Source organism: Paraflavitalea sp. CAU 1676 (assembly GCF_029223285.1).
Lineage (GTDB): Bacteria > Bacteroidota > Bacteroidia > Chitinophagales > Chitinophagaceae > Paraflavitalea.
Window position 1 is genome coordinate 326645 of record NZ_JARHUJ010000005.1, and the last position, 26594, is coordinate 353238.

Genomic DNA, 26594 nt, shown 5'->3' on the forward strand with positions numbered 1-26594 from the left:
ATTAGCCTAAATACCAGTAGAATCTCCATAATGACAATCGAGACCATTATTAAACAGCATTTACCCGCTTACAAAGACCTAGATTTTTCCCTGCCCTTTGAAGTATCTCATAGAAGTGTTACGGCGAATACTGCGCTAACAAAATATGGTGCGATAGAGAATAAGATCTTTCTTTTAACCGAAGGAATAGTTCAAATCAGTATTGTGAAGGGCGAAGAAGAAAGGATACTTGAATTTGTTTTTCCTGGTGCGTTCTTTTGCGCTTATACTTCTTTCCTGCTTCAACAACCATCAGATGTTCAGGTTACAACACTTACTACCTGCAGCGTCAGTATCATTCAAAAAGAAAGCTTATTGCAGGCAAATCAGGCTTCATTGCTTTCGAGTCACTTAAGTCTGCATATTGCCCAACAGTTATTTCTGTCAAGGGCAAAACGTGAAAAGGACTTTTTAATTTTATCAGCCGAAGAACGCTACAAAGCGTTACTGGAAAAAGATGCGAATATAGTAAAGCATATTCCGGGTAATAAAATAGCCAGTTATTTAGGGATTCGCGCTGAAAGCTTAAGCAGGATCAGGAAAGCCATAATTCCTTAACATAGGTCAATTCACCGTTTTTTGTTTGGCTATACTTTCGTCAAACAATATCTCACACAATCACCTAATTGAAATGTATGGAAAATGAGTTACTAAACCTGGGCGCTATGGCTTTGCGAAAAGCTGCATTAAATGAAGAGGCTAAGGCATATATTTTGTCCAATCCAAAGCTGTTTCATGTGCTAAAAAAAGCGGCTGACAGGTACATTGGCGGAGAGACATTGGAAGAAACGATAGGCAAAGTAAAGCTTCAAAATGAAAAGGGGTTTAAGTGCTCTATTGAATTTATGGGTGAAAGCACAAGAACGGAGATAGAAGCAAACGCAGCCAGAGACGAATTCATTAAAATATGCCAGGAGATTAAGCAGCAAAAACTTTATTCAACCATATCACTTGACTTATCCCATATAGGGCTAACGGTTTCTACTGATCTATGTCGCCATAATTTGAATTTAATTTGTCAGGAAGCTGCAAAAGGAAATATAGAAGTTATAATTAGTGCTGAAGATGCGGGAAGAACTGATGCCGTACTACATGTTTATAATGAAATTGTCAAAGTTCATCCAAATGTTGCCATTACGTTGCAGGCTTATTTACACAGGACCCAGGACGATTTCAAGGAGGTAATTAAAAACAAAGGTAGGATCAGGATTGTAAAGGGAGCTTTTGAAACTCCAACAGGGCTCTCATTGCCGAGGGGGGAAGAATTAGACCACGTGTATTTGGGTTATGTTGACAAATTGTTGTCGGAAAACCATTTGTGTTCTATTGCAACACATGACAAGAGGATTCAACATGAGGCGAAGGCGCTAATTCAGCAATATAAAACCAAGTCCGATGTGTATGAATTCGAAAGCCTGTATGGAATACAATACGATCAATTATTACAGCTGAAAGAAGAAGGCTATTCTGCAAAACTATATTTAGTATATGGTAAAGAATGGTATTTATACCTGTGCAATCGAATAGCAGAATATCCTTTAAACCTGTTTCAGGCCCTGATAGATATAGTTGAGTAAGCCAGGTACAACCTTTGCCGTGAAAGGTAATGGTGGCAATCCAGGAAAGTTTGTAGCGCTTCTTTTGCAAATGAAGACTGGCACTCATTATCTTTGTAGCAACTTTGGCAAACAACATGACATACGAAGAACTGATAAAAAATCATCCTGGCTCCCTGGTGGAGAAGATTGTAACTGAAGTACTTAGCAAAGATACCGTCGATGTTTACTTTGAAGATGAGGACGACGATCAGTGGGCAGTAATAAAGGTGCATCTTTATGAAGAGGACAAGGAAATGGCGGTCCGGTTACTACCGGATAACAGATGGGTATTGCAGTTCGGTTACTATGATGACGAGGATGAATTCATTGAGCTGCTTCAGCCGCTTACGCAGACAGAAATCGACCTGATTCCCAAGGGGCTTCAAAAGGTGATGCTCAAAGTCGTGTCGAGTGAAGAAGGCTTGCGTCTTCCGGGGAATTTTTTGTCCAGATAAGACCGGACCGTTAGTTAGAATAATTTTCAGGCTACTTTGATGTTAGAAAAAATATGTAGAGTACAATACTTCGCCCACTAAATCATAGCTCAGTATGCCATGACTATCTAATTGGCGATTAGATAGTCATTTGGACCGATTAACTGGTTGATCTGTCACCAAGCCCCAACGCCAACTCAAAACAAACACAGATTGCTGAAGCCGTAGGCTATGCCGATAGGTTAAAACCCGTCAGCTAAGATGCAGGTTGGTTAGTTGATTTACTGCCTGTTCCATACAAGTAATAATCAAATAAACATGTAGAAAGCTTTCGGAGGATATTTGGACAGGGGTTCGAGTCCCCTCGACTCCACTTGACCGAGCTTTTCGTTCGTTTTTTTTGAGTTAGTGCTTGCGGAGAAGTTTGCCTGAAAATAGGCTGCATTAAGATCAAAAGGTTCTGAAGTACATCTACAAGTACAGTCAAGCAAACGATACCCACTACATTTTCAGGTCATCAGCACAAATACTATTGCTATAAAATTGTCAAAGTTCTGCAATTCGACAATTTATCGGATTATGAAAGGGTAATTATGTTCTTAAGAATTCGCGGTTTTGTAAAGCTTGCATAACGTAGGACTTAACTGTCGCCATAACATTCCATGCAGCCTTCTGTAGATCTTGGTATAATTTAAGGCTAATTGCATGTCGTGATGTTCCATGTGCTATACTGTTTCGGTTTGCTAGGAGTTGGCTTATGTCGGATTCAATATGCTGAAGGCCATCGTGAGGAAATCCAAGTTTGAACAGATTTTTTCTAAGAACCACCGGTTTTAAATTCGATTCCATGTCTACCACTTGATCCGGGATAGAAACAGGACGGTTTTCAAACTCTTTGGATCGCTCCACAAACTCACGGTTACGAGAAAAAATATGCAACTTAATGTCGTCTGGCAATTGATTCTTGAATTCAGGACATTTTTTCTCGGGATGTCTAAGTGCTCCAAAAAGGTCCTCAAGCGAAGCTGCGGCGATTGCATAATTAGCTTCCTTGCACAGGATATTTTCTTTGTTGATAGCATTCACATAAAAGGTAAATGCAAATTTGCAAAAACCTTCGTAGTGGGCATATAGTAATAAAACTAATGCCCGGCGGTATTGATCACGCTCCTGCGTATTAGTTAATTTCTGAATTTGGTTATGAAAAAAACGAATTTCATCAATCCGCCAACTATATTCTGCTTCCATTTCTGCCCAAAGTGCCGGTATATCCATATTTTAACCATTTACCAACATTCGTTCAACAAACTGAATTCTCTCCCTGAGTTGACCGCTGGAATTTTTTCCGCCTCCAGTTACTAATCCAATAAATGTGTCATTAGTTTTGATCTCAGTGATTAGCTCTTTTAACCGTTGCATTGAAGCCTCATCATTTGAGTTCCACTGGGCAATCGAGGCCTGTAATCCTATGGCGAAAGCCTCAAATTGGTAAATGCCAAACCCTCGGACGATTTTCTTTTTCTTATTTGCATAGCCGAATGCAAGTTCACCCATGGAGTTAGCGAGTATCGCAAAAGTCGTTTCGAAGTTTTCTTCCTCTTTTTCGTAATCGAAAGGTAAACTAATGTCAGGGTCTGATACTCCTTCCATGTAATCGGTTAAAAAATCCGCAAGATCATGCTTGAAGTTGTCTCTATAATTTTTTAGGGCGAAATATCTAAGTACCAGTTCTTGGTCGTATGCATCCAAAAATTGTTCGCTAGTTAAATTCTGAATACAAGTTTTGAAGTTTTCACGTTTACTTAAATCAATAATAAACTCATTGAATCTTACATTAAGTAATCGAATAGTGCAATTTCTAATTTGCTGTTCACTAAGAAGTTGCCCGCCGGTATTTAACCGTTTGAACATATGGTATTTGAATCGAGGATCGCTTCCTTTTCTCACTACTTCCACTCGGACGAACGCCCTTTTTAACCGAATTTGAAGAGCTGAGCCTAATTCTTCAAAAGTTTTGCCATTCAATTCAGTAACAATGTCGCAATCAGTTAACCTAAGCTTATCTCCCTGGTTAACTGCAGGGTCTAGGTGAGTTGCCACTAGTTCTCCTCTCAAATGCAAATAGGATGAAATCCGCTGCAATCCATCAATTAGGAGATATTTCCCATCTTCCTCCTCTATGACATAAATCGGGGGCACAGGCATTTCTAGTAGTAGAGATTCAATAAAGCGCGATCTAGCACCTTCGCTCCATCGAAACACCCGTTGGAATTCAGGATCTATTCTCAGTTCGCCCTCTTTTTTCATGTCGAGAATTTCATTGAACGACAAATCGAGACTCTGCGTATGTACTTTTTCAAGTTTACTTTCTATTGCATTGATTAATTCAATAACAGAATTTTGTTCTGGCATAAAACTTATTTAGTAAAACATAAAACGCTTTCAGTAGCAATCGGATCGTTCCTATACTTTCTGATTTCAGGATGAACCTTTGCCATATTTTTCTCTGAAACAAAATCGTCCCTTCTTTTTAACCGGAGACCATGGTGTGAAGCCATTTCTACTGTAATGGAAGTCAAGTCATTGTGAATGTCTTTGTAATATGAATCCTGTACTACCAATACACACGCCCCGGCTGGTTTTAATGCGCGTTCTATCTTTTCTAGAGATAAAAAAATAGAGTGGAAATATTGGAGATGACTTTTGTAATAATATGTTTTGCTCGCCTTTGATGGGTGTTGATATAATGCGCGGAGAAATTCATTGCAAGTTTCACCCCAATTGGGGTTATGTTCAAGAGCATGTTTTGGAACGGTAGAACTTCCAATTAGCTTTTTTCTCAACAAATTGAAGTCTGCGATTCGGAATCCAATGATAGCCAACTCCGGCAGGGTTGCAACAGCATAGTCGATTCTTGTGCAGTATGGTGGAGAACTAAGTATGAGATCACTGGATTCTTCAGCCGTATGCATCTCACATGATGATCTGATCCTAAGTTCAGAGTTTCCAATATTGATATGCGGGCTGTTATCTTCCTTCAGTGCCTCTATCATTAAACTTACCTCTTCTTCAAAATGTTGATAGACTTTTGAATGTGAAAGATTAATGTGTTCTTCAGTTGATTTAGCAATCTTTATCCAAGTTGGATTAGAAGCTGTAAAAGGCAGAACAAATCTTTTTATCGTCCTAAAAAGGCCAACATAGAAAAAAGCAGCAATACTGGATAGGGATTCAATCTGTTCGTTGGATAGAAACGATGATTGATTTGGCTCGACTAATATCTTGTAAATTGATCGCTCTAATTTCCGCAAAGCATGTGCTCCCGTTCCCTTAAACCAATTTCGAATACCGTCGTCATGATTTAACACATTCTTCTGCATTAGGGCATTAGAAACGATATCAGCCGTTAAGGGCTCGATACATGACAGATCCGATTTGTTAAATAATCCGGCTTTCGCGGCAATTACCATTACGGGATTTAAATCTCCACCCCAGCTATGATTGCCTAACCTAGCCGCAGTACTAGTGGTCGTGCCGCTTCCATTCCACGGATCGCCGATAGTACTATTACTCGGAAGCCCTGCTGAATTGATGATACTAGAAACGAAATTGGTTGAAAATCCGGCGTAGTATGGAAACCAAGTGGCCACACCCTTTTCCTTTAAAGCCCTTTTAGGATTTGTAATAATTAATCTTTCGATCAAACGGTAAGTTTCGACCAAATATAGGTAATCTTAGATAATCTTCGGCGCGGTCATTATTAACTGCGACAGCCATGGAGACGACTAAACGGGGTATGTGCTGTCTTAATAGTAGATATCCAGATATTGTGCTAGTTTTTACCTGGTGGAGTAAGTAAACACAGAACACTAACCTATACCTGTTATACTCTAAATGATGGCTTTTCTTTCTATGAAATTGAAATAATATCATTTCCAACCATAATCGGTGATTAAAATTCGGTCGATAAAATGATAACTCCAACTTTTTTTACTATCATCTAGGTTTCTAAAAGGGATTAATGTAAGATTTTGTGGAAAAACGCAGAATTAGGTCAATGCCTTTAGGACGACCCTAGAAAACGGAGGCTACCTTGAGGGTATATGTAGACATATCGCATTGTTTATATTGATAAAGCACCTAGTTTGTTACTAGTGGTATTGTGAAATTCATAAATATTATTCATGTAGAATGGCTACCGTTGCAAGTCATCGTAGCCAGAAAGATTACTCAAGATAAATGGTGGTCTGTTTCCCTAGCGATACGCTTCGACAATAATCCTTTGTAGGTTAGAGGTATTTAATTTGTTTAATTATGCTACTTGGAAATCATTAAAATGAGAAAGGGGCTTATGGAACGTTGACCATCTCCACAAACCGTATGAATAAGTCTTCGCAAGATGGCCTCCTTTTTTTGTGCAAACAATTGTGTTGTTTCCGATAACTTCACCAACATATGTCAGAATATAGCCCGGATTTTGAGAAGGCCCACCCCAACGCAAAGCGGTTAATGGACGAAGAATTCTTTTTCAGTCCCATTGAAGAGACCGGGCCATTTGGTAATGATGATGGTGCAGACTGCTATGCAGGGTTTGCTCAATGGCGAAAAAATAACCTGCAGGAAAATCCCCATCGCTATTTAGCGGAACAAATTGACTATTGGGGTTATCCCTCTTTTAACATAGCGGAAACGGATATTGAGAAACTCGGCCCGTACCTTTCCCACGACAGTATGGCAAGCCGCTATATGACTGGTATCGACGCCGCTATTGTGGCGATAGCATTCGGCCAGCTTTACCTGGAAGGTAGTATTGGCGTTGATTTCAGAGAAACTGCCAAAACAGCGATCAGGAGAGAGCTTCTGCCCGAACTGCTATCACTATATCCGGCATCCTATCAGGAAACACGTAAAACGCAGCTGGAGAAAATGCTCTTTGTTTTAATCCAGATAAACCCCTTGAGGGCTGTTTGAAAGTGCCCATGCCACTTGCCATTCAACAAAGCAACGCTTTAAATTCTTATTATGCAAAACGGAATTCAATATATAGCAGACTTCTTTCCATACTACCAGACGGCTGCATTTGAGAAAGATATCCCCGGCATGATTGGCTTATATGACGAAAATGTTGTCACCTTTGATATGTGGGGTAAAGGCGTCTCCGTTGGACTAACCGAATGGGCTGCTGTTATTACTGACTGGCTTACATCACTAAACGAAGAGCGGGTTAAGGTCATGTTTGAAATGATAGACATTCAGGAAGGTGAATCCATTGGATTTGCTTGCGCCATCATCCAATTTCAGGCAATTGGCATTGATGATCGTGTACTGAGAAGCATGAGGAACAGGATTACCATAGGATTGGTAAAACTGGATGGCTATTGGAAAGTTAAACATCAGCTACTTCAGCACCAATCGACTCTAACCTGCAGGCTATATTGGATATTTAAAATACCCCCTAATACCCCCGCTGCCTCGTTAAAGCTGCCACCAACACTCGACCAACCCCATTGCTCGTAACCTCATACAAATCCCAATTATCAGCATTCAGTTGCACCAAACGAAACGACTTCGTTGCATCTCGCAATATGGCCTTCACCCAGCGCGGGAAGGCATTGGCTGCCCTGGCATTTTCCCAGGTCCTGATGGTATGGAAAATGGCTTCTTTTTGCGGACAGCTTTCAACATCCTGCTGGTTTATCGTCAAACTGTACGTGGTACCGAAGCCTACTGAAATGGCTTGTATATGTTCATATTGCTCCACCGTAGAGTTGGCTTTGATCGGGAAATTGCCGCCCATACCGATCGGGAAGAAATTAGCATAGGTTACATCGCGCAGGTCTTTGCCCTGGCTCATAGTGCTTCCCCATTCCCGCGTGTCAACGTCATACAAATTCTTCCCCCCACCTACATTCCAGATACTCTGATAATGCCAGGAGCCCTCCGACAAAGTAGCCCCCGTAAAACGGATATAGGGAACGCCAGCAGCTGCGGCGCTCTCAAACATTTTTCTAAAGAACCGCTTAGTGGAATAATAACCATGTCCGCTGTTGAACAGGAATTCCTGTCCGTCGAAATCAAAATAGGCCAGTCCGTTGATCGCGCAAACATCCGCATAGTGTTTGGCAATTTCATCCTGCAACTGCATATTGGGGATCAACCCCTCGTACCCGTAATTGATTGTCACCTGAAGCTTATAGACCGTATCGCCCGATTGGTGTGTGGCTGGGGTTGTTTTCCAATAACCACGCTTTACATTCAGTAATCGATAAGGGGCCTTGTCAGATACCCCTAAGTAATGGATCAGTTCCTTGCCGATCCTGATCATATTCAGCTCGGCGCAATGCCCCTCCCAACTAGCTATCTCTTCCAGGTGTTTGGGATCATTCACCACAATGATGGTATCGGTAGCGCTGATAGGCCGGGCCAGCAAGCGCTTTTGCTGATAACAAAGGCTGTCGCTGGGTACCGGACTCGCATCCATCGTACCGGGCGCCAGCGAATTGGTAATCGGCGTACGCCCAATGATGATGCCTTCCCGCGATGCCAACGCCGCAAATGCTTTGTGCGACAAATTGCCCGCTGTCATCTTAATAGGCTGTTTTTCGAAGTTGCGTCCGTCAATATATCCCCCGTTGCCACGATCGGGTCTCAGAAAGTCCTGGTCATATAAACTGATCGCTTTAAACCCTAATCGCTTCGTGTAGGCGATAGTGCTATCGTAGCGTTTGCCGCTCGTCAACAGGTCCGGCACATAAGCGGCAGGGGCCTTCACCCATTTTCCATTCACCGTAGGGTAGGGGAGTTTTTCATTCAACACGATGCGCTGCACCACATCCATCAGTGCCGTACTATCCGGACTGCCCCACAACGCTATGGATGAACCTATATAATCTACACCCGGCAGAGGCTGTACCTCGATATGGTTGGGAACGTTGGCCGCCATATGCGGGATCAGTGAAAACAGGATATCTCTCTTGCGCGACCGGTCCCGTGAGTGATACGCCACCGAAATTTGACCTTTAGGGTCTACCTGTGCGGCATTGCCATACAGTATGCGGTACCAGGGCTCCTTATGCGCATAGAACGCTACATCGCTGATACCATTACCGCCCAAGCTAAATACCTGCCCTTCGTGCAAGGAATCAGGTAAGGGGAAGCGTTTGGTATCTGGGGTATGAATGATATACTGAAAGGGCGCAGCGTCGCCTACCGTCGTGGACAACCCGCCTAGGGTATTGTCGTTTAAGGCAAGCATACCGATGGCATAGTTGACCGCCTCGCTGGTATCCCGGGCCACGCCAATGATCTCACCCAGCAGGTTATTGATGTTGGTATGGTACGGCCCCCATTGAATGCCTTCAATGTTCTTTCGGTTCGTCAGCGACTGCAAGGTCAGCTTCAGGTATTTATCCTGCGGCTCCAGCCGCACCTGCGCCACCGACCCATTCGCATAAGTGAGGACGATCCTTTGCTGCGCGGTTTGGTAAACTGCCTTTACAGGAGGGTAGTATTTTTTATTAATCCCATCGTACAGCAACAACAACGGCGATGGCTTCCCGGCCGGACTAAACTCCCGGTTCGGAGTTACCGTCCTGTTTTTCATGCTGGTGATATAGCCCCGCTGATCGATATGGACCTTGAGATAATTGGTCTGAACATTCCATTGACCAAACAGATCCGGCAGGATAAAAACGGAAGCCAACAGCAGGATCGCTATTTTAGAAATGCTTTTTAGGGTCATGCTCAAAAAGATTTTAAGAAGGCAGCCTGAGTGCAAAAATAAGAAGGGGCTGGAAAGCCCCCTCGTAGCGTAACACTGATTGCCGCTTATGAGAAAAGATTGTGTAAGCCTTCGATAAATGAACTCTGATATTTTTTGTCAACAGAAACCAGGTTGGGTAGACTGTTGATTAAAGAACTTGATCGCATTTGCATAAACCGGACCTAATAAGCCGGCTTTTTCCCCTTGGCCTTCCAATGCTTTATAATGGGAGGAAAAGGGCCATACTTATGCTGAGAGATGGAGAACGTATCGGCAAAAGGCCCCCGGTCGTAATCGATCGCTTTTTCCTCGAGATTGGGATACTGAAACTCTTGCACCTTCGAACGATTATGGATAGCGTCGTTGTTGACAAAAGCGGCGATATCCAACGCCTCGTCAGCCCTGAGTAGAGGTTTAAGATAGGTAGCCGAATCATGCGGCATATTCGCTACCAACCATTGCGCCATCTTGATCACCCGGTGCATGCTCGAGCCCGGCTGGTACGATTTCTCTCCCCACAGAGGCGGGTACACATAAGCAACATTGTCGGGCTGCATCACTCCCTCTCCGTTTTGTCCATGACACCTGGCGCAATGCGAAATGTATAGTTGCCCACCGGTGACAGAGTTGGCTGCCGTATCCGGGAAGGTGATCTCCAGACCTTTTACACCGGGCGTATTCATGGCTACCTGCGAGGTGTCGCTGATCCATTTGAGGTAAGATAGAAAGGCGATCATTTCTTTACCATCCAACGGTAATGGCTTGCCCAGGTGCGGTCGCATTATGCAATTGTTGACACGCTCTGCCAGCGACAATACCCTTCCTTCCCTGGCCCGGTATTCTGGGTATCTCCTGAAACTGGTTTGCAGGTTGAAAGAATAAGGTTTGGTACCACCATCCTGGTGGCAATTGGTACAGTTCATTTTGTTGTTGGTATAACGGCCGTTCACACCATCGGGACCTATCAGGTACGATGTGCGCATCATTAAGTCCCTGCCATACCGGACCGCCTCGCCGTATTGTCCGGCCGGGATTTTGGTGGAGTCGAGGTAAAACAAATTGGTAACCTGCGCAGGTACAGACTCCTTTGCCATCTTTCCTATTTCGTTGTTGTTGCAGGATACGGTGTATATACCAATACCGACCAGCACACAACAAGCCAATATCGCATAGGTTAATTTCATACGAGTATTTTTATTTATTGCTGTAAAGGCAGGCTGTCAATAAACTCAGCCCGGTAAGGAATAAAACCGGTTCTGATACGCCATAGTATTTCACCGTTTTTGCCTGCTAATGAAACGGAGTTGGCCTGCGAGCTGCAAACCAGCATACTGGAATCGCCCACGAAATAGGCGCTCCCCATTCTTTCGCTGTAAAGATTGATGGGCAACGGAAGTGAAAGGTCAACATGCGCTTTGCGGTCAGCTTCATCCAATGTATATACCAATACACTCGATTGCCGTTTGGCCACGCCGTTCTCAAACAGCATCAACTGATTCTTTGAAGTGCGGTGTACTGCATGCGACTCGGTAAATGGACCGCCGGGTGAAAAAGTAAAGTCGGCATCCCGGCCCATCTTCCAGATGAGCTTGCCATTCTTTGCATCAATTTTCCATATCTGGCCCGATAAATAGAATGATAGCAAATAGTTCCCGTCGGTATCCAAACTCAAACTGTTGGCATGCAGCCAGTCGGCCTTGTCCCTTACAATATGCGGATCACTCAACGGGTCCACAACATCAAACACCGACCAGCTCCATACTTTATTGCCCTTTTTATCGAGCACCAGTATACCGTCGCCGGTTACCGTATCTGATAGGGTGCCACTCACGCTACGCAGATCATATACCTTTTTCTCCAGCGTTATGGTCACCAGTTGCTGGGAGGCGTTGTAGAAAACATCGTGGTGAATGGTTTTGTCGAGTCCTTTTTCTCCCTTCTTTAATTGAAAAACCGTATCCCCCGCGAGCGATATTTCCAGTATCTGATCACCATAGCTGGTAGGGTAGGATAGTGGGGCTACGATAGCCAAAATGGTGTTGTTGTTCGTATAATGTGCCACTTTAAACCCGGCATCTCCAATGGTATGGTACCAGGCTAAATTCCCTTTTGCATCCGTCAGGTACAATTGCCCGGGTGGATCACGACGGGCAGTTAACACATAGCCGTGTTGAAATTTGTCTGGCAAAGATGGCTGCATTTCTGCCGGCATGATCATTTCCTGCATACCAGCCGGTATTTCCTTTGTGTCAAATGTTCCGGAACCAACTACGGTGTTTTCACATTCCTTGTGCCGGGCTACCACTTCATACGCATACGTGCTGGCGGGGTTAAGAAATAGCAGGGAAAAAGAATGATCTTCTTTGGCAATCGAAACCGGTGTAACAAAAACTTGTTGGCTGTTTCGGGTTTCCCAATATCGTACCAGCAGATCAGCCTTTTCATGGCTCACTACCTGTATCTTTTTCATCAGTACATTGCCCGTTGACGATGGCTCCTTTACCGATATTAGTTTTACGTCGCAGCCCGACCTGCAGGCTGGCAACAATAGCAGGAAAAAAGATACTGCAAGCTGGGCTTGCAGTATCTGTAAAAAACAGCGCTTCGTTACTTCCATAGCGGATTTTGTGTAAGCTTGTTGTTGGTTTGCAACTCTGCCGCGGGTATCGGGAATATATAATGCTTGCTCTCTACTTTGTCGGCCCCCTGCTTAAGGTGCGAAGCCATATAGGCCTTAAGGTCAGCAGCAGCCGGGAACCATCTTTTCAGATCGTTCCACCTGTTCTGCTCAAAATAGAACTCCAGCAATTTCTGGTGCCTCAGTTCATTCATCAGGTCGGCAGCAGCCGGAAAATCTGCCGCTACTTTCGTGGTTAAACCCGCTCTTTGCCTGATCCTGTTGATGCTCTGCAGGGCAATGTCGGGATGGTTGTTCAGTAAAGCCGCTTCGGCATGCAGCAGCAACACTTCGGCAAAACGCATCACCTCTACATTGGCGGTAGAAGGAACGGCCGACCAATAGTTGTCGCCCCCGTTGGCATCGCGCCAGGCACTGGTGAACTTCTTATTCAGGAATTTACCTTCCGAGAAGTTTTTATAGATCGGTTCAAACCGGTCGATGCTGGTGGCTGCAGCTGCCCACAACGCGTCGAATGATTTGTTATCATACCAGGTGGCATCGGTTTCGCCGAAATCGGAATACTTCCACATGAGCGTGGCATACATTCTTTTATCAAATTTGGTATCCGAGCCGCCGGGTCTCAATTCTTTTTTGAACTCCTTTACCAGGAACTGGGAAGGGATGTACTTGAACCAACCACCGCTGGCCGGACTACCGGTAAGCTGCGGGCGATAGTTGTACATCGCATTGCCACCGCTTTCTTCGTTCCAGGGGCTATACTGGCTATTATAAGGCCCATACACCCATTCCAGCACCGACTCTTTGTTGAATTCCTTCTTGTCGGTAAAATTATCTTCAAAGTTGCTGACGAGGTCGTAATCGTAAGGCGCCGTAAGCAGCTTTGCCAATGTGCTTTCTGCCTTGCCATAATCTTTAATGTACAAGTAGGCTTTGCCGAGAAATGCATAAACAGCGCCTTGCGTGATCCTGCCTTTATCGCCTGCAGGTCTTGTCACTGGCAGGTCGCCCGCCGATTCGGTAAAATCTTTGATGGCCTGCTGGTACACAGTGGCCATCGGCGACGCAGGAATAAAAGCATCCTCCGAAGACTGAGCTACAGTGGTCTTCAGCGGCACGTCGCCAAAGTTGGAGGCCAACAGGAAATAGCTCAGGCCCCGCAGAAACTTTGCCTCAGCCTGGTAGCTTTTCGTCAGTGTAGCATCTAAATTGGCCTTGCCGGCATTTTCAATAACCAGGTTGGCCCGGTAAATAGCGCTGTACAATTTCGAGAAGATGTCTTGTATGTCGCCGTTTTTGGCGTCATTGATAAAATAAGCAACCTGGGTGGTAGAAGGTTCTCCGCCGGGAATGGTCAGTACATCGTCGCCCAGGGCATTGATGTCCTGGTATCCCCTGAAGGCGCCCCAATAGCCGCTCAGCGGCAACCGCATAGGACTATATACGGAAGCGACCGCCGACTTTACATCAGCTTCCGTTTTCCAAAACTTATCTTCTGTAAGCTGGTTGGGGTTGCTGGTTTCCAGAAAGCTTTTTTTACATCCCACGATGATCACCGCGGAAGCGGCAATGGTTATAAAAGTCAGCTTAAATATGTTGTTCGTCATTGTGTAAGATTGAAAGTTGTTAAACATTAAAAAGATACAGTGATACCTGCCATAATAGCCCGTTGAATGGGAAATCCGCCCCAGTCATTACCTCTGCTCAATGGATTGCCACCATTGCCCAGGTCAGGGTTGTAACCACTGTATTTTGTAATCGTAAACAAATTTTCTGCAGATGCATAAAACCTTGCCCGCTCGATACCCAACTTGGTTTTAGTAAATGCGGGTGATAAAGTATAACCCAGTTCTACACGCTTCAAACGGACATACGAACCCTCTTCCAGCCAACGGTCGCTATTCTGCCTGGCATTCAGGTTTGGATCAGCCAAAATGAAGCGGGGGAAATTAGAACTGCTATTGCTGGGTGACCACGCATTCAAGGCATCGCTGGAGAAGTTGGTGTATTCATTCATTTTTTCCATCCAGTAGCGCGGTCCGTTGTAAATCTTATTGCCAAATACGCCTTGCAGCAGCAGGTTAATATCAAAGCTCTTCCAGGAGGCATTAGCGCTAAGTCCTGTTTCAAATGAGGGGATGGGAGAGCCTACGTATTGCTGATCGTTGTTGTCGATGATGCCATCTTTGTTATAATCTTCAAACTTAAGATCACCCGGTTTTGCGTTCGGTTGTATTTTGTTACCACTGTGGCCGGTATAGGCATCTACTTCCTGTTGTGTTTTAAACGTGCCCAGGTTTTTGATCAGGAAAAAGCTGCCGAGGGCATAATCTACAATACCCCGTTGCAGGTCGCCAAATTGCTGGTTGCCGCTGCCAATGGTTACGGCCACCATTTTGTTTTTCATGGCCGACATATTCCAGCCGATGTTGTAGGACCAGTCTTTTTTCTTTTCGCCGTAGTTGATGCTTAACTCGATACCGGTGTTGTTGATATTACCTGCATTGACCGGGGGAGCGCCATTGATACCCGTACTTAAAGGAATGGGCACGCTAAGCAAAACACCCTCGGATTGCTTTTTGAACCAGTCAAAAACGATGTTCAGTCGGTTGCTCAACAGGGTGGCATCAAATCCGATATTAACCGTGTTTGATTTTTCCCAGGTAAGGTTTTTGGGTGATTGTGCACCGCTGGGAATACTGCCGATGATCATACCGCCATCCGTGAGGAAGTTGAGGTTGGTTCTCAACAGTGCCTGGGTGGTATACAAGTCAATGAGGTCATTGCCGAGTGTACCAACACCGCCGCGGATCTTGAGGAAGTCGATGACGTTGCTGAGGGCAGATTGTTTGAAGAACTCTTCATTGCTCACGTCCCAAGCTGCTGATACACCATAGAAAGTGCCTTTGTTATAAGCAGGATCGAATATGGAGGAGGCATCCTGGCGCAGTGACGCGTACAAAGAATACCGGCTATCGTAGGCGTAAGTGATCCTTCCGAATTGTGAAGTTCTCGTACTGGTGCTGGTGGAACCGTAAGGCTTGTCCCAGGAAGTAGCTGCAGATATACCGTACAGGTCTAATGACGGATAATACGCGGAAACACCAAAACCATCCGAACTATCCCTTTGCGCCGCATAACCCGCCATTAACGAGAAATGGTGAACCCCGAGGGTTTTCTCATAGCTAAGAATGTTTTCTACCAGCCACTGATTGGTAAGCGAAGAGCCCCTGCCTGTTTGTGGTTTGTTGAGGGTGGTACTGCCATCGGAATAGGGGTTCAGGTAATTGTTTTGATAGCCCCGGTTATTGGAATAGCCAACGTTTAACCGGTATTTCAATTGATCGATCAACCTGATCTCGGCAAACGCATCTACGATAATACTGGCATTGTTGCTATTGTTGCGCGTTGCATCGAGGAAAGCCACAATGTTGGTAAGGTTCTTCAAAGCAGCCGGCCGCATGCCCCATCCGCCATTGGTATTGGTGGGGTCGTAAACCGGTACGGTAGGAGAGGCCACCAGTGATGTGATGATAGTACTATGCGTCTGGTCGGCGCTGCCGCCTGCATAGTTACGGCCACCGGTTTTATTATAGATAAAAGTTTCACCCACTTTCACCCGGCCTTTTTCATACACTGATTTTATCCTGAAGTTGGCACTGGAGAAATCGGAGTGGATAACAGCGCCTGTTTGCTTCAGGTAGCTGCCAGACAGGCTGTAGAGGAAATTCTCTGACCCGCCCGTGAGATCCATATTCGCCTTGAAGTTGGGGGCAGTACGGAAGATCTCCTCCTGCCAGTTGGTATTGACACCATTGCCTGTTGGGTAGGCACCGCCGTTATCATTGAATATTTTAGCGATCTGCTCGCTGTTCATGACAGAGATCCTTTTGGGGATACTGTTTTGACCGTACACAGCATTGAACTGTATTTTGGGCGAAGTGTTTTTGCGGCCGGTTTTGGTGGTCACCATAATTACGCCGCCTGCAGCCCTTGCACCATAGATATTCGCAGCGGAGGCATCTTTCAGGATGTCGATATTTTGGATGTCGGAAGGGTTGAGACCATCCAGGCTTCCGAAAGGAATACCATCAATGACTACCAGCGGGTTATTGTTACCCAAAGTGCCCGATCCCCGGATGGTGATGGACAAACCCGCTCCCGGAGCACCTCCATTCGATTCTACGGATACACCCGGTACGCGACCCTGTAGCGCGGACGTCAGGTTGTTCGATGCATTGGCACTTAATTCCGCCACTTTTACAGAAGCTACCGCGCCGGATACTTCTTTGCGCTTTTGCGTACCGTATCCCACTACTACAATTTCTTCCGTCTTCGAGTCCGCCAGCTTGAGGCTGATCTGCAGCGTCTCCGATTTGGAAACCTTAATTTCCCTGGTTTGATACCCGACGAAAGAAATGACCAGCATGCCGCCCCCTTCAGGTATTTGCAGGGAGAAGTTCCCCCTGGCATCGGTAACGGTGCCTTTGTCGGTTCCTTTTAAGGATACAGAAGCGCCTTCCAATGGTTTGCCGGTTTCTCCGGCCACCGTTCCGGTTATAGTAAGCAATGGTATAGGCGTATCCTTCACCTCAACGTTGTCAATAGGTTTGGGTTTTACAACCACTGTTTTCTCTATGATGGCAAAGGTTAAAGGCTGATCTTTAAAGCACAGCTGCAGCACTTGTTCCAGCGAACTGTTCAGGGCCTGTATATCCACTTTTTTAGCCTGCCGGATCAGTTTCCCTTCATACCAGAAATCATAGCCGGTTTGTTTTTTGATCTCCTTGAATACCTTCTCCAGCGAGATGTTTTTCCCCGACATGGTAACCGTCTGGGAATAGACCCCGGCGCTTACCTGCATGCAGATCGTGAGAAGCATAATTGCGGTCAACTTCATAATCAACAGCGCCTGCCTCGCCGGCAGGCAGGTTTTGGTAAATCCCGTTTGTGGCGGGACAAAGAGTGCCTTCAAATGCATACCTTTGTTTTGTTTGGGTTAATTAATAAGCAGTTCTCCAAGATTGTATTTATTGGCTGGCCCATACTTATTGCCGCTCCGGTCTCGACCCCGGAGCGGTTTTTTTGTACTTATGCAACCATCATAGCTATACTCTTCTCATGTGACATTTTTTGTGGTATCAGAGATCAGGAAATGACGGTTAATACACGTCCTTCCAGCTTAAAATGAATATTGCTCAGTTCTAATATTTTCAGCACGCCGGATAAGGTTTTATTTCTGGAGATCTCGGCAGTAAAGTAGCGGGCAGCTGTATTCCCCTCGTATTTCACCTCCACATCATACCAGCGCATGATCTGGCGCATGATGGTTTGCAGCTCTGTATCGCGGAAAACAAAATAGCCGTCTTTCCAGGCCATTACTTCGCCAACGTTGACGGTCTGGTTCATGGTAAGCTTTCCGCTATCAGTTACCTGTGCCTGCTGGCCGGGTTTAATGACCCTGCTTCCTTCCAACCCGCTTAGCTTCACACTGCCTTCCAGCAGGGTAGTGCTCGCTACAGGTTCATCACTATAAGCATTGATGTTAAAATGGGTTCCGAGTACTTCTACATGCATACGCTCCTTACCGGAAGCGGAATGAACAGCCACTTTAAAAGGATGTAAGGGATCTTTCGCTACTTCAAAATAGGCTTCGCCGGTTATCTCCACATTTCTTGCATCGCCTTTAAAAAAGGTGGGGTAACGGATAGAGGAAATGGCATTCAGCCACACCTTACTACCATCTGGCAGCACGAGGCTGTATTGGCCGCCACGAGGCGTTTTCATGGTATTGTATAAAACTTCATTATCTGCACTGCCGGTTCTCTTATACACCAGCTGTCCGTTGGTTGCTTTTATGATATCGGCGTTGCCTTGCGTCGCCAGCCTGCCCTGTGTAGTGCTGTCGAGGGTAATTTCCGAGCCATCGGCCAGTATCAGAACAGCTTTGTCACTGCCGGGGCGAATGTCCTTGGGAGTGTCCTGGGCAGGAACGGACTGTACGATGGCTGAACCAGGTACTGTGCGATAAGTAACCCACAGGTACGAAGCAATGCCAAGCGTGATTAGGACAGCTGCAGCCATACGCCACCAATACATTTTTTTAACAGGGGTTGGTGCTTGCAGGGCCGGCTGGTGGATAGATGTCCACATGGCCTCCCAATCAACGGGGGTGGTCAATGCATCGTCTTTAGTTTCTTCTCTTAACGCTCCAATAAGGGATCCGAGCGCCTGGTCATTGGTATCCTGGCGTAAAAGGGAAAGCATTTCCCGGACCTCTTCGTCGGTCGCGGCATTATCGGCATAAAGCCTTAATAAATCCTTTAACCTATCTGTTGAAATCATAGTTATTAGGTTTAATGAAACTGAAGGGCTGCCAAAAGTGGCGGTGCCCTATACTATAGAGTGGCGATACAGGAAAACTGATGAGTGGAAATGAAAAAAAAGATGACAGTTGGTAGGGAGTTCATTTCAGCAGCAGAAAAACGCAGGCAACTTACTGCTTAGGGTGCATGAATTCTGCCACCAAAGCGAGCACCATGGCGATATCGCCTAAATAGGTCCTGATAAATCCCATTGCTTTTGCCAGGTGGCTTCTGACGGTATGGGGAGAGATATGCAATTGTCCGGCAATTTCGTCATTGGTTAGGCCCTGTTGCCGGCTCAACTGGTAAACAATTCTTTGTTGAGGTGGTAATTGGTCGAGGGCTTTTTCAATCCATTGTAAGTACTCTTTGGCCTCGATGGCCTGTTCGGTATTGTTATTGCCTGGTTGCTTGTAAAGCAGGCTGGCGGCGCGGATGATCCTTTCCTGGTTTACTTCTTTCTTAAGATAGGTGGCCGTTTTATTCAGGAGGATGCGGTAAAGGTAGGCTGCCGGGTCTTCTACCTTACTCAAATGCTGCCTGCTGACCCAAAGGCCAATAAAGATTTCCTGTATGATCTCTTCCGTAAGGGCTTGTGATTTGGTGAGCCGGATGATGACTTTAAACAATTCGACCTTGTGGAGATGGAAATATTCCTTGAACGCCAGCTCGTCTCCAATGCTGATGCGTCGAAACAGTTCTGTGTCGTTAGTAGAATGGCAGGCAATCATAATCTGTCACTAAGGTAATTTTTTTTTGTAATTGTCCTACACCGGGCAAACTGAGTAGCGCCGCTGGTGATTCTCCAGTCCACTGAGACTATTGATTGATATCATGCCGATCCCGGTTGATTTAGCAGGTTGTTGAGCGATGTGGACCGAGTCAATTGCCGCGCTATACAGTTGGAATACAGTCGGCGATTGAGGGTCTGGGGACTAAGTTCACATTGAACCTGTGGAAAAGGGTATTGTATGAAAGCACGTAGTTACGTTGCGGAAGGTGGTAGTACTGGAATGCGCAACCGATTGCGCTATTTGGTTCTCCAGCTTCTGGATTGCAACCTTGTTGATGACTGGCGGGGTTAGGGCTAATTAAAAGGATTTCGCAGCCATAGACCTTCCTGCCATCGGACGTTTTGCTCCCGCTTCCTTAGCGACCAATTTTGGGGTTATTCCCGGGTGCTGGCCGGGTAAGGCGCCAGTAATTCTTTACTTGTTGCAGTGATATACTAGAGATATACCAGAGATATTTCAGATATAAGACACATCTTTTAGATCTGGTTTATCTCTGGGTTAATTATATTATTTTATTTGTATATAATTAATAAATGCTATAACTTAGATACGGACAACTCCCGGAGTTCTCAGGAATTGGTATTACTTAACCTAAAACTTTCTCTTATGGCAAAGCTGAAAGGTCCCCACGGTTTGGAAGGCAAACTGGGCGGGCTCTCTTATTATAAGATGCGTGGAGTGGAAGGCATTGTAGTGCGTGAACCAGGAGGCCCCTCCAAATACAAGGTCCAAAACGATCCTCAATTACACATGCTTCGGCGCAACAATGCGGAGTTCAGTGGCCGGTCTACCGCGGGCAAATGGATCCGCAAAGTGATCCATGCGCAATTGCCGATGGCAGATTATAATATTTCGGGCCCGTTGGCATCATCACTGAAGGCGGTGCAGGTGCTCGATACCGAAAGCAACCTCGGCAAGCGTACGGTGAAGCTGTCGGTCAATCCGATCGTTATAAAAGGTTTCCCGCTTAATAAGAAAGCGTTATTCGATTCGGTGGTGCGTAGTCCGGTCGAGTTTAGTATAAGCCGGGAGACGGGATCGGCCAGGGTGCAGATCCCGGCGCTGATGCCTGCCATCAATTTATTTACACCTGATAATTATGCGATGTTCCAGCTGGTCGTTGCCTGGGGGGTGGTGCCTGACCTTTATCCCGATGGTAAGAAGGATCTATCACATAGGATCACAGCAGGCGCAGTGGCCAAGGACGGTTTCTTTGAGAAGATCAAATACCTGCCTTCGCACAAGGCGTATGACAATATACCTGTTGAAGTGTTCCGGTCAGACTGGTACCCCATCGTGAAGGGGGCTCCGGCTATTGATAAGGAGTTAACGCTGCAGGTATTTCCACCCGATATCGATTTTAGCCTTGTACTCTCAATAGGCATTTGTTATGGTATCATGGAATCGGCTGACTATGTGCGTCAGGCGCCATATGTGGGGAGTGCGAAAATATTGGGGGTGGGGTAGGGTGTTTTACGCCACCGGTACTGCATTGACCATATTCCCGGTATCGGGAATATGGTTGTATGATAGATTCGAAGGAAATGTTAGTATCTCCAAAAGGATGGCTAGGTTGGCCTTGATCGCTTCCTCCCGGGAAGCTGTAAGGCACGTAATTGGGTATTTTAAGAAAAATAGTTCTCCCGCTCTTAGTACGCCGAAGCAGTTTTGTTGTTTTTCAAATAGGATAGATCGGATATGACAGGTATGTCGAATGTTGTGAGCTAAATCATAGCATTCAGATCTGCTTTGTGGATATTTCTTGATAGTGTCTTTATGCACCTATGTGCCCATCCTGGAAAACTAACTGCTTGCTGCTTATGAAAAACTCTATACTGCTTATTGTGGGTTGTGTGTTGGTGACGAGGGCCGCAGCACAAACGCCCCGTCCGTTGCCTTCCGATTACATCAACAATGGCCGGATAAACTATATCCGCACCTGGGATGCGGTGGCGCCCGATACAAGCGCGGCAGCATTGCGCACGCGACCGGTGAAGGATGTAAAGCAGACCACGGTTTACTTCGATGGGCTTGGCAGACCTTTGCAGACGGTGGTGAAGCGGGGAGCGCTGAATACAGATGCCGCTAACCTCATTTCAGCGGCCGGCGCCGTAGATCTGGTTACAACAGTGGTATATGATAGCCTGGGAAGGGAAGTGGTGCAATACCTTCCATTTGCTGCGAATAACGCAGGTGGCAATGCTAACTTGGACAATGGCGCATTTAAGTTGAACCCATTTGCGCAGCAGGCGCATTTTTACAATGGGCAGCTGGTCGGACAGACCAATGAAACAAATGCAGGAGGCACTACCCGCAATTGGGCTTACGGGGTATCGGTGATGGAAGCATCTCCTTTGAACCGGGTGCTGGAAGTCTTTCCTGCAGGTAACTCCTGGGTGGGAACGGCGGGACAAAGTAATGAGGCGAACCGGCGGTCGGTCAAAACAAAATATTGCCTAAATAGTATGGCCGACAGTGTACGCGACTGGACAGTAACGGATGTGGTCAATGGTTGGGGTGCTTACAGTACGAGTTCCATTTTCCCGGCTGGAGAGTTGGAGAAGAATATCTCGATAGACGAACACAGCAAACAAGTGATCGAGTACAAGAACAAGAAAGGCAAGGTGGTGCTCAGGAAAGTGCAGCTTACGGCGGCGGCCGACAATGGCAATGGGAGTGGACACAGTGGTTGGCTTTGCACGTATTATGCGTATGACGATTTTGAGAATTTACGGCTGGTGATTCAGCCCCGCGGAGTGGAGTTATTGGCCGCCAATGCCTGGAACCTGAGCTGGAACGGTAACGTAGTGCTGAGTGAGCAATGTTTTCGCTACGAGTACAACAACCGTAAGCAAAATATCCGGAGTAAGATACCGGGAGCAGGGGAAGTGTGGACGGTGTACGACCGGTGGGATCGTCCGGTACTGACGCAGGATTCCAATATGCGGGTATCTAATACCTGGTTGTTTACCAAGTACGATGCGCTCAACAGGCCGGTCTACACCGGCAAGTATGTTAATGGTACTTATATCACACAGGCGTCGATGCAAGCCTTTTTGAATAGCCAGAACCTTGGACGGTTTGAGACATATACCCCTGCCGGGGCATTGCCGATGTACACCTTGTCGCAAAGCTTTCCGGTGGTGGCCTATAGTAATGTGATCACGATAACCTATTATGATGATTATGTGTGGGCGAATGGAGTGCCGGCAGATTTTCGCAGTTTCGACAATAGTTTTAACAGCAGTTTTGCGGCGGCCAGTAATACGGCCTGGCCCTATCCGCAGGCGGTAGCGGCAACGGTCAATACCCGGGGTTTGATGACGGGGACCATCGTCAAGAATACAGATGGAGTCGAAGCATTGGTTACCACCACATTTTACGACGAACAGAAAAGGCCGGTACAGGTGAAGGCGGAAAATGTAACCGACGGTTGTGATATTACTACAACGCAATATAGCTTTAGTGGTCAGCCCCTCACGGTTGTAGTGCGCTATCAGAAAAAAGGCACCAATCCACAAACCCATACGGTGGTGACTAAAATGACCTACGACGAGTTGGGCAGGCTGGTGGCTACCCGCAAATCGATCAATAGTTCTGTCAACGGATTAGTCATCAATATGCCAGAGGACACACTGGCCATTAGCCATTATAATGCTCTCGGGCAGCTTAAGAAGAAACTAGTAGCGCCGGGCAAGGGACCTGCCGGAGGCGCGTTGGAGAACCTGCAATACGATTACAATGTACGGGGCTGGATGCTGGGGGCCAACAGAACTTATGCCAAAGACACAATTAGTATAGCCAACTGGTTTGGGTTTGACCTGGCCTACAACGATACCACCCTCTCCATCAACAATACCGCGAATCCCTACGCGGCAGCGCAATACAATGGCAATATTGCCGGCATGCTATGGAAGAGTACGGGCGACGGGAGGGTGCGGCGTTATGATTTTACGTACGATGCGGTGAACAGGCTCAGCAATGCCAGCTTCAAACAGTTTACGGGCAATGCCTTCAACCTCAACGCCGGACTGAATTTCAGTACGACCGGAATTACTTACGATGCCAATGGCAATATCATTACGATGAACCAGTGGGGGTGGAAGGCAGGTGCGAGCTTGTTGATCGATAGCCTGCTGTATACGTATTGCAATAATGGCAATAGCAACCGCCTGCAGGGCGTGTGGGACCGGGTGAACGATCCGCAGACCAGGCTGGGCGACTTCCGGAGTTCATCAACCTACATGACGGCCTTGGGTACTAAATCGGTTGGGGCGGTGGATTATATCTATGATGGGAATGGGAACTTGAAGAAAGACCGGAATAAAGATATTGGTACAGCGAGCGCCGAAGACATCGTGTATAATCACCTCAATTTGCCGAAGAGCATCATTATGCGCACGGCCACGGGGGCGGTAAAGGGTACGATCAGTTATACCTACGATGCAGCAGGGAATAAAAGGCGGAAATTGGTACAGGAAACGGGAAAGCCCGACAATACAACACTCTACCTGGGTGGGACGGTTTATGAAAATGATACGTTGCAGTTTGTGGCTCATGAAGAGGGGCGTACGCGCTATGCACGGAAATATGGATTGAATGGAGATAGTGCTTACCGGTTTATGAATGATTATTTTCTAAGGGATCATTTGGGTAATGTGCGCATGGTGTTGACGCAGCAGCGGGATACGGCTGAATACCTTGCCTCAATGGAAATGGCGTATCGGGCAAAGGAGAATAGTTTGTTTTACAATATCCCGCAAACGGCGTTTGCAAAGGCGGGCGTGCCGGGCGGATATCCCGTAGATACAACCACTACGCCTAATGATTATGTAGCTAGGCTGAATGGTAGTGGCAATAAGGTTGGGCCGGCATTGGTGTTGAAGGTAATGAGTGGAGATAAGGTGGATGTGGCGGTAAAGTACCTGTACCGGAGTGGGGGAGTGGCGGGGTCTTATAATGATCCTGTATCGGAGATATTATCGGTCCTGGCGGGTGGTGTCGTCGGCGTGGCGGGGGAGAGTAAAGGAGCATTAGCCACGCTCAGTAATCCAGGTAACAGCCCATTATTGGGCGCGTTGACCGGTTTTCGGTCTGGCAATAACCCTGCACAGTCCTCAAAGCCAAAGGCATACCTGAATTGGATCCTGTTGGATGAGCAGTTGAAGTATGTGTCGGGGGGTAGCGGTGCAGATCCGGTGGGAGGTCCGGATGCTTTGTTGCCGTTGGCTAGGCAGGGTATTACGATGACGCGCAATGGATTTTTGTATATTTATGTAAGTAATGAAACGCAGAACTGGGATGTGTTTTTTGATAACCTGAAGGTGCGGCATTATACGGGGCCGCTGCTGGAAGAGACTCATTATTATCCTTTTGGGCTTACGATGGCAGGAATTTCCTCTCAGGCGTATGGAAAATTAAGAAATCGGCATCTGTATAATGGAAAGGAGAAGCAGGATAAGGAGTTTAGCGATGGCTCCGGCCTGGAATGGTATGATTACGGAGCGAGGATGTATGATAATCAGATTGGGAGGTTCTTTGTGCAGGATAGATTTGCAGAGAAATATAATCCAATGTCCCCCTATCAGTATGCTGGCAATAATCCTGTACTGTTGATCGATATAAACGGCGATTCTATTGGAAAGGGGAAGATGAGTGTAGACCAGGAAAAGGCGATGGAGCTGTTTGCAAAGACAAAGGAAGGAAAAAAGTTTTTGGGTCAATATGCGAAAAAGGGGCAGACTGTTTTTGGTGTGACATTTAAAAAACAAGGTAAGTATGATAAGAAGGGGATGAATATAAGCTATGCTACGGGCAATCATGATACGAAGAGTTCGACGACAACCAAAGGAAATTCAGCTGGCAGTATAGACATAAATATTTCATTAGCTAAGAAAGGATATGGTTTTGGTGAAAACACACTTATGAATCTTTCAAAGGCAATAGTCCATGAGAGTTTTATTCACGCTGATTTTGTGACTGGGGATTGGATGGATGATAAGAAAATAAATGCTTCGAACTTGTCTGAATGGACTAAGAAGATGTTACCAACAGGGATATACTCACTTCTTGACGTTCATGGAGATCATTATGAAGTAAGCAAGCGATATTTTATTAATCAAAATGGAAGTGAGTCATTGTGGCCAGCTCAGGCGTATGGCGTTTTAAAGACAATTTCGAGCCAGATTGACGCTGGATATTCTAGCAATCAGATTAAGAACGTAATGTGGTCCTTCAGCGGATCTTTAATATCGGTTGATCCTGAAAATGGAAAAGTATCATGGAAAAAAGAGTAATATTTCGCTGTTTTGCTGTTTTGTTCTATTCTCTACATTTTGGCTGTGCGAGTGAAACAGTCCATGAAGCGAAGTATTACTTTGACTACTATGATCACGATACCATAGTACCCAATAGGGCTCTAGTAATTCGCTATGAATACCCGCCAGGAACAAAGTATAGGCGTGTCCGCATCGAACCCTTAATTGGCGGCGATTCGATAAGGTTTAATGAAATTATCTCAGACAGCGGAATATATAGATCAAAAGATACAACTGGCTTTGCGCTTAGTCATTCTTTTGCTCGGACTGGTGATGTATTATCTGATTACGAAAAAGTAGTTCCTTTTTTTGTCTATCAAATGACAAAAAGATTTGCAACTAAGTCGTATTATGATAGGTCGGGTGATAGCTTGTCTGTAGTGTTTTTTGACGAAGCAAGCCCCAGGTATAGTTATGTCAATTCGTATTTTGTTAAGGGATTCAATTGTTTTATTGCATTCTATGACCCAATTGAACAGTCATATTTCAAATTGTCGAAAGTTTCTGGGTTAAAGTCTGGTTCTGTAGAACTTGTAGAATTGTCGGAGAAAGTAATTCGAGATTCGACGTTTTTTGGCAAATACTATAAGTTCCCAGAAACTATCCCTCCGCCACCAACGGCAAAAGATTAGTTAAATGCTTTGTAT

18 protein-coding genes are annotated in these 26594 nt (G+C 45.8%); 8 read left to right on the plus strand and 10 right to left on the minus strand.

Features of this window, described 5'->3' with window-relative positions; translation table 11 throughout:
* The first annotated feature begins 30 nt into the window (after positions 1-30).
* From P2H89_RS17860 to P2H89_RS17870, 3 genes are all read left to right on the plus strand, one after another.
* Complete coding sequence (locus P2H89_RS17860; RefSeq protein WP_275829313.1) at positions 31-597, plus strand: Crp/Fnr family transcriptional regulator; 567 nt, start codon at positions 31-33, stop codon at positions 595-597.
* Positions 598-674: 77 nt separating this feature from the next.
* A complete protein-coding gene (locus P2H89_RS17865; protein ID WP_275829315.1) occupies positions 675-1616 on the plus strand; it encodes a proline dehydrogenase family protein in 942 nt (313 codons plus the stop codon).
* Between the two features lie 116 nt (positions 1617-1732).
* Positions 1733-2092 (plus strand): hypothetical protein, encoded by a 360-nt coding sequence (locus tag P2H89_RS17870; RefSeq protein ID WP_275829317.1) that lies wholly within the window; start codon positions 1733-1735, stop codon positions 2090-2092.
* 570 nt (positions 2093-2662) lie between these two features.
* Here P2H89_RS17870 and P2H89_RS17875 read toward each other — a convergent pair.
* The 3 genes from P2H89_RS17875 to P2H89_RS17885 are packed head-to-tail and all read right to left on the minus strand — an operon-like array spanning position 2663 to position 5775.
* Positions 2663-3346, minus strand: coding sequence for an MAE_28990/MAE_18760 family HEPN-like nuclease (locus P2H89_RS17875; protein WP_275829319.1), 684 nt, complete (start codon positions 3344-3346; stop codon positions 2663-2665).
* A 3-nt stretch (positions 3347-3349) separates the two neighbouring features.
* On the minus strand, positions 3350-4483 hold the full coding sequence (locus P2H89_RS17880; RefSeq protein WP_275829322.1) for a DUF262 domain-containing protein: 1134 nt from the start codon (positions 4481-4483) through the stop codon (positions 3350-3352).
* A gap of 5 nt (positions 4484-4488) precedes the next feature.
* Positions 4489-5775, minus strand: coding sequence for a hypothetical protein (locus tag P2H89_RS17885; RefSeq protein ID WP_275829324.1), 1287 nt, complete (start codon positions 5773-5775; stop codon positions 4489-4491).
* Between the two features lie 751 nt (positions 5776-6526).
* Here P2H89_RS17885 and P2H89_RS17890 point away from each other — a divergent pair.
* Positions 6527-7042 carry a hypothetical protein gene (locus tag P2H89_RS17890; protein WP_275829326.1) on the plus strand — a complete coding sequence of 172 codons (516 nt, stop codon included), beginning with the start codon at positions 6527-6529 and terminating at the stop codon, positions 7040-7042.
* A 51-nt stretch (positions 7043-7093) separates the two neighbouring features.
* Positions 7094-7588, plus strand: a complete 495-nt coding sequence (locus tag P2H89_RS17895) for a nuclear transport factor 2 family protein (RefSeq protein ID WP_275829328.1) — start codon at positions 7094-7096, stop codon at positions 7586-7588.
* On the opposite strand, the gene P2H89_RS17900 is transcribed toward P2H89_RS17895, so the two are convergent.
* The 7 genes from P2H89_RS17900 to P2H89_RS17930 form a co-directional block, all read right to left on the minus strand.
* Positions 7527-9812: a hypothetical protein gene (locus P2H89_RS17900; protein ID WP_275829330.1), complete on the minus strand. Its 2286-nt coding sequence runs from the start codon at positions 9810-9812 to the stop codon at positions 7527-7529. The two genes, P2H89_RS17895 and P2H89_RS17900, sit on opposite strands and share 62 nt — an antisense overlap.
* 203 nt (positions 9813-10015) lie before the next feature.
* Positions 10016-11017 carry a c-type cytochrome gene (locus tag P2H89_RS17905; protein ID WP_275829332.1) on the minus strand — a complete coding sequence of 334 codons (1002 nt, stop codon included), beginning with the start codon at positions 11015-11017 and terminating at the stop codon, positions 10016-10018.
* 14 nt (positions 11018-11031) lie between these two features.
* Positions 11032-12450 carry an aryl-sulfate sulfotransferase gene (locus tag P2H89_RS17910; RefSeq protein ID WP_275829334.1) on the minus strand — a complete coding sequence of 473 codons (1419 nt, stop codon included), beginning with the start codon at positions 12448-12450 and terminating at the stop codon, positions 11032-11034.
* Complete coding sequence (locus P2H89_RS17915; RefSeq protein ID WP_275829336.1) at positions 12441-14078, minus strand: RagB/SusD family nutrient uptake outer membrane protein; 1638 nt, start codon at positions 14076-14078, stop codon at positions 12441-12443. Before P2H89_RS17915 ends, P2H89_RS17910 begins: the two co-directional genes overlap by 10 nt.
* 26 nt (positions 14079-14104) lie before the next feature.
* Entirely contained in the window at positions 14105-17353 is a 3249-nt protein-coding gene (locus P2H89_RS17920; RefSeq protein WP_275829337.1) for a TonB-dependent receptor, read from the minus strand.
* A gap of 266 nt (positions 17354-17619) precedes the next feature.
* Positions 17620-18816, minus strand: coding sequence for a FecR family protein (locus tag P2H89_RS17925; RefSeq protein ID WP_275829339.1), 1197 nt, complete (start codon positions 18814-18816; stop codon positions 17620-17622).
* A gap of 151 nt (positions 18817-18967) precedes the next feature.
* A complete protein-coding gene (locus P2H89_RS17930; RefSeq protein ID WP_275829341.1) occupies positions 18968-19567 on the minus strand; it encodes an RNA polymerase sigma-70 factor in 600 nt (199 codons plus the stop codon).
* 669 nt (positions 19568-20236) lie between these two features.
* Between P2H89_RS17930 and P2H89_RS17935 the strand changes: the two genes are divergently transcribed.
* From P2H89_RS17935 to P2H89_RS17945, 3 genes are all read left to right on the plus strand, one after another.
* Positions 20237-21097, plus strand: coding sequence for a hypothetical protein (locus P2H89_RS17935; RefSeq protein ID WP_275829343.1), 861 nt, complete (start codon positions 20237-20239; stop codon positions 21095-21097).
* Positions 21098-21450: 353 nt separating this feature from the next.
* Entirely contained in the window at positions 21451-25926 is a 4476-nt protein-coding gene (locus tag P2H89_RS17940; protein WP_275829345.1) for a DUF6443 domain-containing protein, read from the plus strand.
* Positions 25911-26579 (plus strand): hypothetical protein, encoded by a 669-nt coding sequence (locus tag P2H89_RS17945; RefSeq protein WP_275829347.1) that lies wholly within the window; start codon positions 25911-25913, stop codon positions 26577-26579. Before P2H89_RS17940 ends, P2H89_RS17945 begins: the two co-directional genes overlap by 16 nt.
* Positions 26580-26594: the final 15 nt, after the last annotated feature.